The sequence below is a fragment of the Clostridium sp. BJN0013 genome, from assembly GCF_040939125.1.
In the GTDB taxonomy this organism is placed as follows: domain Bacteria; phylum Bacillota; class Clostridia; order Clostridiales; family Clostridiaceae; genus Clostridium_B.
Window position 1 is genome coordinate 1,044,312 of record NZ_CP162495.1, and the last position, 14,897, is coordinate 1,059,208.

The following is a 14,897-nucleotide window of genomic DNA, read 5'->3' on the forward strand; positions in this document are numbered from 1 at the left end:
GTGACCAAACAAACCAAGTAAAACAAAGGGATAGGGTTCACATATTATAATGTCATTATATAATATTAAGCCAGTAACTGACAAGTATAAAATATGAAATTTAAATTAAAAGGAGAAGATTTATTATGACTCAAAAAATTACAGGACATACAGAACTTATAGGATTAATTGCATATCCAATCAGGCATTCAAGTTCACCGGAGATGCATAATGAGGCATTTCAAAAATTAGGTTTGGATTATGCTTATCTTGCTTTTGAGGTTGGTAATGAGGACTTAGAAGACACTATAAAGGGATTTAGAGCAATGAAAGTACGTGGTTCTAATGTATCAATGCCCAATAAAACTGTGGTGCACAAATATCTTGATAAGTTATCAGAGGCTGCAGAACTTTGTGGAGCAGTTAATACAATTGTAAACGATAATAATGTGTTAACTGGACATATTACAGATGGAATTGGATATATGAAATCATTAGAAGATGCAGGAATTGATGTAATAGGTAAGAAAATCACAGTTGCAGGAGCAGGTGGCGCAGCTACAGCAATTGAAATACAGGCTGCTTTGGACGGTGTGGCTGAAATATCAATATTCAATCGGAAAGATAAATTTTTCGAAAGAGGTAAAAAAACGATAAGGGATATTAATAAAAGAACTAAATGTAAAGCAACTTTATATGATTTAGAAGATTTGGATAAATTAAAGGAAGAAATTGCAGATAGCTGTTTATTTGCAAATGCAACTGGAGTTGGAATGAAACCTTTAGAAGGACAAACATATATTCCTGATACAAGCTTTTTTAGGCCTGATTTAATTGTAACAGATACAGTTTATGAACCAAGAGAAACAGAATTATTAAAAATGGCTAAAAAAGTTGGATGTAGAACTATGAACGGTTTGGGTATGATGTTATTCCAGGGAGCTGCTGCTTTTAAATTATAGATGGGAAAAGATATGCCTATTGAACACATGAAAAAGGTATTAAATATTGAATATTGAATACTAATTTTTAAAATATTTGTGAATAATTATTCGAAATATTTAATAATAAGCATGCAATATATATAGAAAAAATTTATATATATTGCATTTATAATTGATTATATAAATATATTTACAATGGAGGAACAAAGATGAAAAAATATAAACATATTTTTAACCCATTAAAAGTAAAAAATATGATATTAAAAAATAGAATAGTTATGCCACCTATGGGTACCAATTATGCAGGACAAAATGGAGAAATAAGAGAAGAACATGTTAAATATTATGAACAAAGGGCTAAAGGAGAAACAGGATTAATAATTGTAGAAAATGCTGCAGTAGATTTTCCATTAGGATCAAATGGAACAACACAGCTTAGAATAGATCATGACAGCTTTATACCTGCTTTATATAACCTAACTGAGAGATTACACAAATATGGTGCAAATGTGGCAATGCAGATTAATCACTCAGGAGCTTCAGCTGTACCAGATAGAATAGGCTGTCAGGCTGTATCTTCTTCAAATATTCCATCTAAAACTGGTGGTTCAATTCCAAGGACTTTAGAAAGAAAAGAAATATTAGATATAATTGAGAAGTATGCTAAAGCGGCAAAAAGAGTTCAGATAGCTGGTTTTGATGCAGTGGAAATACATGCAGGACATTCCTATTTAATCAGTCAATTTTTATCACCAATTTATAATAAACGTAGGAATGAATTTGGTGGAAATATTGAAAACAGAGCTAGATTTGGGAGAATGATAATTGATAGTGTAAGAAGGGAAATAGGACCTATGTTCCCTATAATACTAAGAGTTAGTGCAGATGAGCTTATACCAGGGGGCAATACATTACAAGATACACTGAGAATATTAGAATATTTGAATGATGAAGTCGATATTTTTGATGTATCTGCAGCTTTAAATGATTCATTACAATATCAGATAGATAAGATGGCTCTTGAAGATGGATGGCGTTCATATATGTCTCAAGCGGTAAAGGAAAAGTTTAATAAGCCAACCATTACAACAGGAAATATAAGAACTCCAGGAGTGGCTGAGGAAATATTAGTTCAAGGTAAGGCTGATTTAATAGGAATGGGAAGAGGATTGATTGCTGAGTCTAAATGGGGATTGAAAGTTAAAAATGGAGAAGAAGATATGCTTAGAAAATGTATATCCTGTAATATTGGATGTGCAGGTCATAGAATAGGCTTAAACAGACCAATTAGATGTACAGTTAATCCTGATACTATATATGAAGATGAATATAAAAATAAAAGAGTAAAGAAGCAAACTAATGTAGTAGTTATCGGAGGAGGAACAAGTGGTCTTGAAGCTGCTTGTACAGCAGCAGAATTGGGATGTAATACTTTCCTATTTGAAAAAAAACCTTATTTGGGTGGATTAGCAAAAGAGATTTCAAAATTTCCAGATAAATATAGAGTTTCTTATTTACCGGAGTATTTAATTAACAGAGCTGAGAAGTTAAACAATTTAACCATATTTACTAATACTGAAGGTAATGTTAAATTAATAGATATTGTAAAACCAGGTATTATAGTAAATGCCACAGGTTCAAAACCTTTATTACCACCTATAAAAGGTCTATTAGATAATATTGATAAAGAAGGAGGAAAATTATATTCCATATTTGGATTATTGAACAGAATAGATCAATTTGAAAATATGAATCTTGATGGCAAAAAAATAGTAGTCATTGGTGGAGGAGCAGTAGGGTTAGATGTTGTGGAATTCTTCTCTGAAAGAAAAGCAAAGACTTCTATAGTTGAAATGTTACCTACAATTGGAAAAGATTTAGATGTAATTACTAAGATTTCTGTAAAAGAAATAGTAAAAAAATATGATGTTAATGTAAATACAAATACAGCTCTTACAGAAGTGGCATCGGATCATTTTAAAGTGAAAAAAGATGATAGGGAAATAGTTATGAATTTTGACTATGGTTTTGTGTGTCTTGGTATGAGAGCTGAAAATCAGGGATTAGAAGAATTAAAAGATTATTTTAAAGAAAAAAATGTAGAAATAGTTAATATAGGAGATAGTTTTAGGGCAAGAAAAATAATAGATGGAGTTAAAGAGGGAAGAGACATTATCCTTGCATTAGAAAAGATAAAAGCTATTTAAGTACATCTATCAAATAATTTAGGAGTTCAAGTGGAGTTTGCTTTATGAGCATGTACCTCTTTTGTCTATCTGAATCTTAAAACTCTAACTCTAACTTAAAGTAAGGTTAGAGTTTTTTGTCGTTTTTAGAATATATTTTTCTACAGTAGAAAATAATATTAAAATATTATATAAAGTTACTATGCAGGAAGGAGAATTTTATAATCTATGAAAATTATAAGGAAAAATATTTTTATAAGAATTACATGTATGTTTATAACTGTAATTTTTATGATATTTCAAGGAGTTAGAGTAGCAGGTGCTTCTGAAAGTGGGTGAGGCATCTTTAAAGGAAAAGATGAATATATTGAAAAGAAGTAAAAAAGCCCACAATAATAAAAAATATTCCATGGCAATAAAGGGATATGATCAAATCATATTGGATAAGTCTCTACCCGCTCATATTATAAATGAAGCAAGGGTATGCAAGTTATTAGCTGAACAAAAAGCACCTGTTTTGAAAAAATATTCATTTTCACCTGATTTTATAGAAGTATGTGAAAATGGGAAAAAATATTACAGAGATAATAAATGCAGTTATTTTTTATATGAAGATTACAATACTTTTAAAAAATACTTTAATCTTCAGCAGGATTGGGTGTATGTTGAATCCGAACATTTTAAATTTGATCATAAAGGCATACCTATGGTAAAGTACAATGATAAATTTTACTATAATACAGTAACTGTCTGTCAATATGGTTTATGGCTATATGATAAATATATTGACAATAAAGAAGATAAAAAGAAATTTTTAAGTATAGCAGACTTTTTAATAGACAATATGAAAGAAGATGGTTCTTTCAGGTACGAATTTAAATACCATCACTATGAACTTTTAAATGTGGGATGGACTTCTAGTATGTCCCAAGGCCAGGCATTGAGTGTATTTGCCAGGGCTTATAATTTAACTAAAGATATTAAATATTTAAATTCCGGAGACAAAGTTTTAAAATATTTGCTTACTCCTATTTCTAAAGGTGGAGTAATGGATAATTTAGGAACATTAGATGAAAGACTTAAAGATAAAATATTCTTTCAGCAGTATGTAAATTCAACTTCTACTTATACTTTAAATGGATTCATATTTACTTTAATTGGCTTATATGATTGGAGCAATGTAAATTGTCCAGGGAATATATATTATAGCAATATAGCCAGAGAATACTGGAATAAAGGTTTAAATAGTTTAAAATTTATAATACCTTATTATGATATAGGGGAATTTACAGCTTATGATCTATATCATATTGTAAAAAAATCAAAACCCAGTAGTTCTGATTTTTATCATTCAGTGCATATAGAACAAATGAATGCACTTTATAATATTACGAAAGACAACTATTTTAAAAACATAAGAGATATGTGGATTTCTTATGTTTCAGAACCAAATGAGTCTTAGAGGAACTTATCAAGGGACTTGAATGTGTTTATCTCCTACTTTGAGGAAGTCAGGGTATTATCAATAATATTTTTATCTGCTGCAATTTTAACAAAAGTCAAATTTTTTTATATAAGGTATTGTAAAATACAATATTTTAAATATAAAATTAATGTAGGTATTATCTTAACTAATAAAATATATAATACTTTAAATATAATTGTGGAAGAGAGGATTTACATGGTTGATAATTTTGAAATAAAAGGTGAACAAAATGGGAGTATAAGAGGAATTATAAATAGACCCAGTATATCAGGCAAAATTCCCTGCATAATTTTCTGTCATGGGTTTATGGGAAATAAATTGGGTCATAATTTTATGTTTGTAAAAATAGCCAGAACCTTGGAAAAACTTAATATAGCTTCTATTAGATTCGATTTTAGGGGAAGTGGAGAAAGTGATGGGGATTTCAAGGATATTACCATATCCTCAGAAGTAGAAGACTGTAAAAGAGTACTGCAGTTTGCTAATTCTCTTGATTATATTGATAAAAATAATATAAATATTTTAGGATTTAGTATGGGTGCTGCAATTGCTGTAGTAATTGCTTCTAGTTATTCTAATATAATCAAAAATTCTATACTTATGAGTGCCGGATTCAATATGTATGATATATTTATTTCTGAAGCTACAGGAGATAGACTATATGAATTCTTAGAAAAGGGATACATAAACTTTGAAAATAACATACTTAGTGAAAAAGCTATAGAAGATGCATTTAATTATAGGGTTTTCGATTATTTAAAAGATATGAAAGGAAATACACTTATAATTCATGGTACAGAAGATAAATCCGTATACCCTTTATATGCAAGAAAAATTCAGCAATTATTGGGGAGTAAAGCTAAATTAAAATTTATTAAGGGAGCAGATCACTGCTATTCTAGTCCGGAGTATTATGCGGAATTGGTTAAAGAAATAGTACTTTTTGTAAAAGAATATATAATCTAAAAAGTACAAAGGTTTAGTATTTAAGATAAAACCAATACACACTAAAAGCATCCATGAATATATCTGAAAGATTTTTAGTGTGATAAATATTGGTTATTATTTTACGTTAACTTAAGTATGATAGAAAAAATTAGTCAGGAATTATAATACGTTTAGGCTTTCCTATGATGAATATGTAAGATAATGCTCCTATAATGGCCATACAAGAAACAAAAACTAATGCGGATGAATAAGAACCAGTTCTGGAAATTAAATAACCAACTATAGCAGGAGATAAGGCTCCACCCATGTTAGCTATAAAGTTATAGGTACCACCGCATAAACCTACCAGATCTTTAGGGGCTATTTCAGATAATAATGCCCAGGAAATAGCTGATGCCATGCCTTGTCCGAAAAATGATATGGACATGAATGTAATAACAACGCTAACATCTGTGGCATAATTAGATACCATGATTACAGAAGATAATAGTAATCCCACAATAACGGGAAGTTTACGTGAAAGTCCCAGTCCCAATTCTTTTGATATCATCCAGTCGGACCATTTACCGGCTACAAGAACTCCGGCAATTGCTGCAAGATAAGGCATAGCCCCATAGATTCCAGCTTTTAATATAGCCATATCTTTTTCGTTTACAAGATAAGAAGGAAACCAAGTCATAAAAAAGAATAGTATGGCGGTTATAGCAAAACCTCCTATGTACATTCCCCATAATTGACGGCTGGTGAATAAATACTTTAGTTCTTTTTTATTAATCTTCTTTTGTTCTGATACTGTATCAGAAAGGCCTCCACCTTCTTTGATAAGATCGAGTTCTTCTTTATTAACGCCTTTTGAATGAGCTGGATCATTATAATGTGTAAACCAAATAAAAGCAAATAAAAGTCCGAGTACACCTGTAATAATGAATATGACTCTCCAGCTAAAAGTTACTAGAAGCCAGGTGAGAATAGGGGTACAAAGGGCAAGACCTACATATTCAGAAGCAGTATAAGCACCAATGGCTAAACCTCGTTCTTTAGAAGGAAACCATGTAGTTACAATACGACCATTTGCAGGAAAAGCTGGAGCTTCGAAAAATCCAAGTCCAAGTCGACAAAATATCATGCTAGTAAAATTAAAAGTAAAAGTCACAATTGCAGTGAAAGCAGACCATCCACAAAGGGCAATTCCATATACCAATCTAGGACCAAATCTGTCTAGAAACCATCCGCTGGGAATCTGCATAACAGTATATGACCAGCTTAAAGCGGAAAATATAAGTCCCATTTTAGCTGGATCCAGCATGAACTCTTTTGATAAAAATGGAGCAGCTACTGAAAGATTAGCTCTATCTAAGTAATTTATAAAAGTTATGGAACACACTAAAAAAAGTATAAACCATCTTTTCCCGGTGGGTTTATTTTCCAAGTTATTTACAATATTTTTTCTCATTAATTGTTTATATATAGTATTATATTGCTTTTTTCATGGAGTGTTTATTCACATATAATGCAAGTAAAATACCGATAATTGTAATTGCTATATTGAATAAAATTACATATTTAGGTCCATATACACCTCCGGCGTTTGTAATAGCTCCAGCGATATTTAAAATAACATAATTCGCTATACTGGATGAAATCATAACAATAGATGTAATTTTACCTTTATTTGTTGGAAACATAGAATTTGCTGTGGATACAGCTAATTGAAGTACACCACCTGCTGCAGAGTATCCAAGTACAAAGCCCCCAATTAAACAGATGGCAGGTGTTTCTACAAAGTATAAAATTATAAGCATAATTGTAGCAATTGTAGGGTAAATGGCCAGAATTCTCACTGGTTTAATAAATTTTTTCACTAGAAATGCAGTTACTAATATAGCAGTCATGGTTCCCAGTGAATAAAATGACTGAATTTTACTGGGATCAATCATCCCATACAGCTTTCCTAACTCTTGATTACAATTCAACCATAATTGAAAGGTAGATGTAGATGTAAATCCTATACAGATTATTGCTATACTAACTGGTGTAAATTTCATTTTTCCTTTTACAGGTTTAATGCCATTTTCTTCTGAATCATTAGTACGATTCATAGGAGGGAATGGCATAAATGCAATCAAAATAGCATCTATAATGATAAAAAGAGCTACTACAAGGAAAATAGTCTTATAAGATAGTTGATTTACTGCAACAAAACCAATCATAAATGGAAGTACAAATTGTCCTATAGATATAGAGAACTTTGTAAACATGTTAGCTACGTCTCCTGAATTTACAAATATCTCTAAACATGATGGAGTAACGCAGGTATCTAAGAAAGAGTTAGCAGCACCTCCAATTAGTGCAAAGGCATAAGCAACATATAGATTTGGCGAAAATACAATGCCTACAAAATAAGCAGCGTAACAAGCCATTCCAATTAATCCAGAAATTCTTCTACCAAATCTATCGGAAATAGGTCCTGAAAAAGGAAGTGTAATTAAACGGCCTAAACCTAAAGCAGCAATAACAGCAAGAACTACACTTACATCAAAGGTACCATCGGCCAATGTTTTTGCACCCCAGGTACCTGCAAAATTTTGTTTATATTGTCCAAGGATAGATACTCCAATACCATGTACAAAATAAGTAAAATATAATGCCAGTGCGGTAGGATAGTATTTTTTGTTATTCATTTTTTTCTCCTTTCATGATCTCTTTAAATTATAAGTTTATTTAATAATAGGGACGGATGTGAAAATCCATCCCTTTATTGTTAAAGTATCAAGTTATTCTTAGGTTCAGGTGGAGTTTGCTATAGAGAAATGCTTGTCTCCACCTGAACCTTATTAACAGTATTCTTAGTGTCTTTAGCACTTAGAATACGTTATCCTTTAGGGGAAGAACTTATCCAGACGCGTAGCAGTGCTTATATCCCATTTTAAAGAAGATGGGAGTATTAGTTAATTCTAGCGTTCGGATAAGGTTTTTATTTAAAATATAGTTCTTTAATTTCATCTACAGGCATTTCTAATCCAGTATATAATTTAAAAGCTTCTGCTCCCTGCCATAGAAGCATTCCTAAACCACCTATTATTTTGCAGCCAGCAGCTTCTGCATCTTTTAAGAGTTTTGTTTTTTTTGGATGATATATAGTGTCTGCTACGATTAGATCTTTTCTAAAAATACTTGTATCTTTTATATTACTTTTATCCTCATTAGGGTGCATTCCAACAAGTGTTGCATTTATTAAAATATCACTTGATGCAACTTCTTCATTAAGTTAATCTATATCATTTAAATCATATAGATTAACAATGCAGTCAGGAACTTCTTTTTTTATAGTTTCAACATTTTTTTTGGCTCTTTCATAAAAATTATCTTTTATGTTGAAAATAGAGATTTCTCTGCTGTCGTCTAAAGCACACCGTACCTGAATAGCTGTGGCAGCACCTCCAGAACCCATAATAGTTATTTTCTTACCTTTTACTTCTACACCTTCTTCTTTTAAGCTGCGTACAAATCCAACTCCATCAGTGATATGACCTGTTAGTTTTCCATTGTCATTAACTATGGTGTTAACTGCTCCAATAATACGTGCAGCAGGGGATAACTCGTCCATGTATTTAACCACTTCACTTTTACATGGCATGGTTACATTTAAACCTCTCATTTTAAAAGTTTTTATGGTTGCAATAGCGTCAGGTGCTTTTTCAAGTGCAATTTGAAAAGCTAAATATACATAATCTAAATTTAATTTTTCAAAACCATAATTATACATAACCGGTGATTTAGAATGATCTACCGGATCACCTATTAAGCCTAATAAACCTGTTTTTCCTGAAATGTCATTTTTCATGTCATAACCTCCTAAATTTGATTTTATCTAATAGGGTACTCTATATTTTTATTGCTACCTCGAAGGCTTCGGTAGTGGCATCTAATGCTCTACGTGCCTTTACTGCATCACCTATAACATAGGTTTCTTTTATAGTTTTTTTCACTTCTTCACTTAGAGGATCATAAGCTCTGGATCCCATGGCAAGCACTACTGAATCAAAACCATCTATTTTATCTGTTTTATCTTCTGACAAACTGTATTCGATACCGCCTTCAAAGAATTTGGTAACCTTTGCTCTGGTGATAGTCTTAATATTATATTTTTGGAAATCTTCCATTAAAAACTTCCTATGTTCTGATATTACATCTGCTCCAACTTTATCACGGAATTCAATAACAGTGACATCATGGTTCTGTTCCCCAAGAAAAGCTGCAGTTTCACATCCAACCATTCCGCCGCCAACTACAAGAACCTTTTTCCCACAGCATTCCTTGCCATCAAGGAGATTCACTGCGTGAATCAGTCCTGAATCATTTATACCTGGAATAGGGAGTACAAGAGGAGTTGCACCTGTTGCAATAATCACCACATCAGGAGATTCTTCTGCTATTATTTCAGAATTAACTTTTGTATTTTTTCTTACTTTTACCCCATATTGTTTACATTTAGTAATATAACTGCGTACCATGTTTGTAAGATCTCCCTTTCCAGGAGGATAAGCCGCCAGTCTCATTTGTCCTCCAAGAGTATCGCAGGCCTCAAACAATGTTACATCATGACCTCGCAGGGCAGATATCCAGGCTGCATACATGCCTGCCACTCCACCACCTACAACCATTACTTTCTTAATAACCTCTGCGGGTTTTAATTCAGATTCCCTGCCTACACATGGGTTCACAAGGCAGGTGATTGGTTTTCCCTGATACATGTTTGGAACACATCCCTGTAGACAACCAATACATGGAAGCATTTCGTCCAGACGACCTGCGGAAGCTTTATTAGGTGTATGGGGATCTGTAAGACTCTGACGTCCAAAGGCCACCAGGTCACATCGTCCTTCACGAACTAGAAGTTCTGCAAAATGAGGCTCTGTGAAACGTCCTACAGTAATAACCGGAATATCTACAGCACGTTTAATTTCTGTAACAAGCTCTGCACTGAATCCTCCATGCAGCACTGTAGGTGCCCACATATATTCGTCACGAAGGTGGATGGCACGGGAAACATGGAGAGCATCTACTCCCAAGTCTTCCAGATAGGCAGCAATTGCTGCGCTGTCATGTACATCAAGTCCTCCCGGCATTTCATCGGAACTATTGATACGACAAATAATTGCTATGGAATGTCCTACTTTTTTACGTATGTTTTCAATGATAAGACAGGGAAGGCGCATTCTATTTTCAAAGCATCCCCCAAATTCATCTACACGTTTATTTGTTCTTGGCGAGAGAAAGCTGTTAATTAAATATCCATGGGCACAATGCACTTCAACTGCATCGGCTCCAGCTTTCTTTGCACGAAGAGCTGCATCACCATAAAACTCTATTAGTTCATAGAGTTCTTTGGTAGTTATGGCTACAGGTATGTCACGTCCTACTGCTGAAGGAATTGCAGAGGCGGATTTTATAGGATAGCCTGCAGCCTTTGCATTACCCTCAGGTCCTGCATGTTGAAGCTGTATTGATACTTTGGCGCCATTTTCATGACAGGCATCAATGACACCTTTAAAACTTTCTATTGTACTGTCATCATATAAACATGGTTTACGAAAACCGCCCTTTGCTTTCTTGTCTACAACTGTAGCTTCAAAGGTAATCAATCCAAATCCTCCTTTAGCGCGCTCGCTGTAATAAGCTAAGGATCTATCACTCATAGAACCATCGGTATTGGCAAAATTATTACCCATAGGTGAAACTACGAAACGATTTGGTACTATTATTGGACCAATTTTTATTGGTTCAAACATAGATTTAAATTTCATAAAAAGAATCATCCTTTCCCAAAATTAATTTATGGAATTTTTATTTCATTATTTTAAATGTTCAGATACTTCAGGCCATGCCTTATCTAAAACTTTTTTTGCTGACTTAAAGGCACCTTGGGCAGCATATCGAACTCCCTTCTCAACAATAGGATCTGATATTGTCTCAACACCTATAGCTCGAGGACATACCCCATGTTCTTTTAACATACGTACAAATCCTGCAGTATCCCCATAACCTTCTCCTGGGAACAGACGGTCATGCATTGATTCATCTCTCAATATCTTTTTAGGATATGGTCTGTCGTGAACATCACAGATTTGTATTGAAACTATTTTATTTGCAGGAACAGATTTAATCATGTCAAAAGTTTGGTTTGCTCTAGCCCAGTGCCATGTATCACAAATAAGCATGGCATTTTTTCTGCTGCATGCCTTAACCGCACGCCAGGCAGAAGCTAAATCAGGAACTCCGCTGTACGGCATGAATTCAAGACCTATCATGATGTCTCCTGCACGGTCACAAAGTTCTCCAAGAGCAGTTGCAATTTCTTCATCTGAAAGTTTTTCCATTAGCCCGCAGTTAATGTGTTTTACATTAAAAAGGTGTGCCATATGGTATATTGTTTGTTCTTTTTCCTGCTGCTGTTTAGTTCTATCTTCTTTAGTACCCCACTGAGTTATATATTCAACTTCTGTAACTTTTATTTTGTATTCATCAAGGATTGCCAGCATGTCTTCATCAGTAAAGCCTTCTTTTTTAGCATCTACGTAATTTTCAGCACGTAAACCTATACCATCAAATCCAACCTCTGCTGCGGCTTTAACTCTATCTCTAAATAACACCTCAGTTCCCAGTGTATATGAACTTATTGTAATTGGTGGGTATGAGTTTGTATTGATCTCTTTTTCCATAATATATTATTCTCCTTTTCATTAAGATTAAGTGATTCTTAAGTTCAGGTGGAGTTTGCTTATGAGAAATGCTTTTCTCCAACTGAACCTTATTAACAGTATTCTTAGTGTCTTTAGCACTTAGAATACGTTATCCTTCAGGGGAAGAACTTATCCAGGGGCGTTAGCAGTGCTTATCTCCCACTTTGAAGAAGATGAGAGTATTAGCTAATTCTAGCGTTCGGATAAATTATAATGGTTTGTAATTTTACTTATTTTAGATAAAAATTACCTAAAAACATCAAAATAAGATGCTTTATGTGCCTATTGATTGTCAATCTTTTTAAGTTCCCAAAATATTGTTTTTAACTTAAATTATTTATTTTATATGATGATTTTAAAGAAATATAAATAAGTTAATATTTATTACTAATCGATTTCATTAGAACTATGGCTTTATTATATGATATAAATTTAACAAAAACAAATTGATAATATTCTAACAATCTATAGATTTTATATATAGTTCGTGTTATAATTGTTACTAGCAATATAGATGTATTATGAAAGTGGTGTACTGAATTGAATTTATATCATTTACGTTATTTTGTAACTCTGGCACATTTGGAACATTATACTAAAGCTGCAGAAGAACTAATGATTACACAACCAAGTTTAAGTCATGCTATAGCTCTACTAGGAAAAGAGCTTGGAGTTTCCCTATTTGAAAAAGACGGTAGAAATGTGGTACTCACAAAGTACGGAAAAATGTTCTTATCTGATGTAGAGAAGGCATTAGAAATTTTGGACTCCAGTGTGAAAACGTTAAAAATGATTGGAAATGGTGAAGGTACTATTGAACTTGCTTTTCTTCGCACTTTAGGAACAGATTTTGTGCCGGGAATTACCAGAGATTTTTTGCAAGCAAACAGGGGAAAATCTGTTAAATTTAACTTTCACACAGGTGTAACAGGGGATATTATAGAAGGACTTAAGGCTAGAAAATATGATATTGCTTTTTGTTCTAAAATGGAGGATGATCAAAGTATTGAGTTTACACCAGTTGCAACACAAGAACTTGTATTAATTGTTCCTACTAATCATCCTTTAGCCGATAGAGATACCATAGATTTAGTGGATACAATTTCATATCCTCAAATATTTTTTACTAAAAAAAGTGGTCTTAGACCTATAGTTGACAACTTATTTGCACAGATTGGTAAAATGCCTGAAATTGCTTATGAAGTTGAAGAGGATCAGGTAATTGCAGGACTGGTTTCTAAAAATTTTGGTATAGCAGTAAGTCCTAACATGCCTATGCTTAATTCTATGGATTTGAAAGTTATTGAAATAACAAATCCTAGTTGGGAGAGAATGTTTTATTTAGCAATAATGAAAGATAAATATTCCACACCAGTGGTTCAAGAATTCAAAAACTTTGTTATAGAACATACAAAAATACAATAGATAATTCAAAAACTAGCCATAGGATTAACAATACAAATTATGGCTAGTTTCTAAATTAACTCTATTTTCTATAAAATTCCTTTATGGTATTACATACAAAGTCAACTTCATCTTCTGATATTTCAGGATATATAGGCAGTGCCAATATTTCTTTACATATTTTTTCTGATACAGGAAAATCTCCCTTTTTGTGTCCAAGATATTTGAAACACTTTTGAAGATGAAGAGGGATAGGATAGTATATGCTGTAACCAATTTGCTTCTCTTTTAAATATGCAGCAAGTTCGTCTCTTTTTTCTGTGAGTATATTAAATACATAATATACTGGATATTGATCATTTTTAATTTTAGGAATTTTTATATAAGGAAGCTCTTTAAGTCTTTCTTTGTACCAGTTGGAAACAATATTACGTTTAGTTATGGAATTGTCAATATATTTCAATTTAACAAGCAATAAGGCAGCTTGAATTGTATCAAGTCTTGAATTATAACCTATGTAATCATAATGGTATTTTTTCGAGGCTCCATGAACTCTGAACATTTTCACTTTTTCAGCTAAATAGGAATTATTTGTAATTATCATACCTCCGTCTCCATAACCACCTAATGTTTTAGTTGGAAAGAAAGAGAATACTCCTAAGTCTCCCAAAGTACCTGAATGTTTATAGGTAGTATTGTTGTTTCCTTTCCAATGCATACCGAAGGCTTCTGCAGCGTCTTCAAGTACATTAAGATTATTTTTTGAAGCCAAATTTATTATTTTATCCATATCTGACATTTGACAAAATAAATGTATAGGCAGTATACCTGCGGTATTTGAATTTATTTTTTCCTCAATTTTATCTGCATCAATATTAAAAGTATCTTCATCTATATCTACAAAAACAGGTTTTGCATTATGCTTAACTAAGCAGGAGGCAGAGGCAAGAAAGGTAAAAGGTGAAGTTATTACCTCTTTACCATTTTTAAAGCCCAGTACATCAGAGGATATGACTAGAGCGTCTGTACCAGAAGCTACTGCAATAGCATGTTTTGCACCAGTATATTTTTCTACGGCTCTTTCAAGATTTGAAACTTCTTCTCCTAATATAAAATTGCCTTTTTCTAAAACATTCTTTATGGCCTTATTAAATTCATCCTTTTTTTCATTATATTCTCTTTTTGGAGTATAAAAATCGACTTTCAT

10 protein-coding genes and 1 pseudogene are annotated in these 14,897 nt (G+C 32.6%); 5 read left to right on the forward strand and 6 right to left on the reverse strand.

Annotated elements, in window-relative coordinates:
* The first annotated feature begins 125 nt into the window (after window positions 1-125).
* The 4 genes from AB3K27_RS05600 (at window position 126) to AB3K27_RS05615 (ending at window position 5,561) form a co-directional block, all read left to right on the forward strand.
* Window positions 126-941: a shikimate dehydrogenase gene (locus AB3K27_RS05600; RefSeq protein ID WP_368490253.1), complete on the forward strand. Its 816-nt coding sequence runs from the start codon at window positions 126-128 to the stop codon at window positions 939-941.
* Window positions 942-1,132: 191 nt separating this feature from the next.
* Entirely contained in the window at window positions 1,133-3,130 is a 1,998-nt protein-coding gene (locus tag AB3K27_RS05605) for an FAD-dependent oxidoreductase (RefSeq protein ID WP_368490254.1), read from the forward strand.
* A gap of 298 nt (window positions 3,131-3,428) precedes the next feature.
* The gene (locus tag AB3K27_RS05610) at window positions 3,429-4,571 is read left to right on the forward strand and encodes a D-glucuronyl C5-epimerase family protein (RefSeq protein ID WP_368490255.1); all 1,143 of its coding nucleotides are present in this window, start codon (window positions 3,429-3,431) and stop codon (window positions 4,569-4,571) included.
* Window positions 4,572-4,595: 24 nt separating this feature from the next.
* Window positions 4,596-5,561 carry an alpha/beta hydrolase family protein gene (locus tag AB3K27_RS05615; RefSeq protein WP_368491183.1) on the forward strand — a complete coding sequence of 322 codons (966 nt, stop codon included), beginning with the start codon at window positions 4,596-4,598 and terminating at the stop codon, window positions 5,559-5,561.
* A gap of 130 nt (window positions 5,562-5,691) precedes the next feature.
* Here AB3K27_RS05615 and AB3K27_RS05620 read toward each other — a convergent pair whose 3' ends face one another.
* The 5 genes and pseudogenes from AB3K27_RS05620 to AB3K27_RS05640 all read right to left on the reverse strand — a co-directional run bounded on the left by AB3K27_RS05620 (window position 5,692) and on the right by AB3K27_RS05640 (window position 12,265).
* Window positions 5,692-6,996 carry an MFS transporter gene (locus AB3K27_RS05620; protein WP_368490256.1) on the reverse strand — a complete coding sequence of 435 codons (1,305 nt, stop codon included), beginning with the start codon at window positions 6,994-6,996 and terminating at the stop codon, window positions 5,692-5,694.
* A gap of 19 nt (window positions 6,997-7,015) precedes the next feature.
* Window positions 7,016-8,224 carry an MFS transporter gene (locus tag AB3K27_RS05625; RefSeq protein ID WP_368490257.1) on the reverse strand — a complete coding sequence of 403 codons (1,209 nt, stop codon included), beginning with the start codon at window positions 8,222-8,224 and terminating at the stop codon, window positions 7,016-7,018.
* 293 nt (window positions 8,225-8,517) lie between these two features.
* A pseudogene (gene aroE / locus AB3K27_RS05630) lies at window positions 8,518-9,387 on the reverse strand (shikimate dehydrogenase).
* A gap of 40 nt (window positions 9,388-9,427) precedes the next feature.
* Entirely contained in the window at window positions 9,428-11,350 is a 1,923-nt protein-coding gene (locus AB3K27_RS05635; protein WP_368490258.1) for an FAD-dependent oxidoreductase, read from the reverse strand.
* A 48-nt stretch (window positions 11,351-11,398) separates the two neighbouring features.
* A complete protein-coding gene (locus tag AB3K27_RS05640) occupies window positions 11,399-12,265 on the reverse strand; it encodes a sugar phosphate isomerase/epimerase family protein (protein WP_368490259.1) in 867 nt (288 codons plus the stop codon).
* A 561-nt stretch (window positions 12,266-12,826) separates the two neighbouring features.
* On the opposite strand from AB3K27_RS05640, the gene AB3K27_RS05645 reads away from it, so the two are divergent.
* Window positions 12,827-13,711, forward strand: coding sequence for a LysR family transcriptional regulator (locus AB3K27_RS05645; protein WP_368490260.1), 885 nt, complete (start codon window positions 12,827-12,829; stop codon window positions 13,709-13,711).
* Window positions 13,712-13,772: 61 nt separating this feature from the next.
* On the opposite strand, the gene AB3K27_RS05650 is transcribed toward AB3K27_RS05645, so the two are convergent.
* Window positions 13,773-14,897, reverse strand: coding sequence for a DegT/DnrJ/EryC1/StrS family aminotransferase (locus AB3K27_RS05650; protein WP_368490261.1), 1,125 nt, complete (start codon window positions 14,895-14,897; stop codon window positions 13,773-13,775).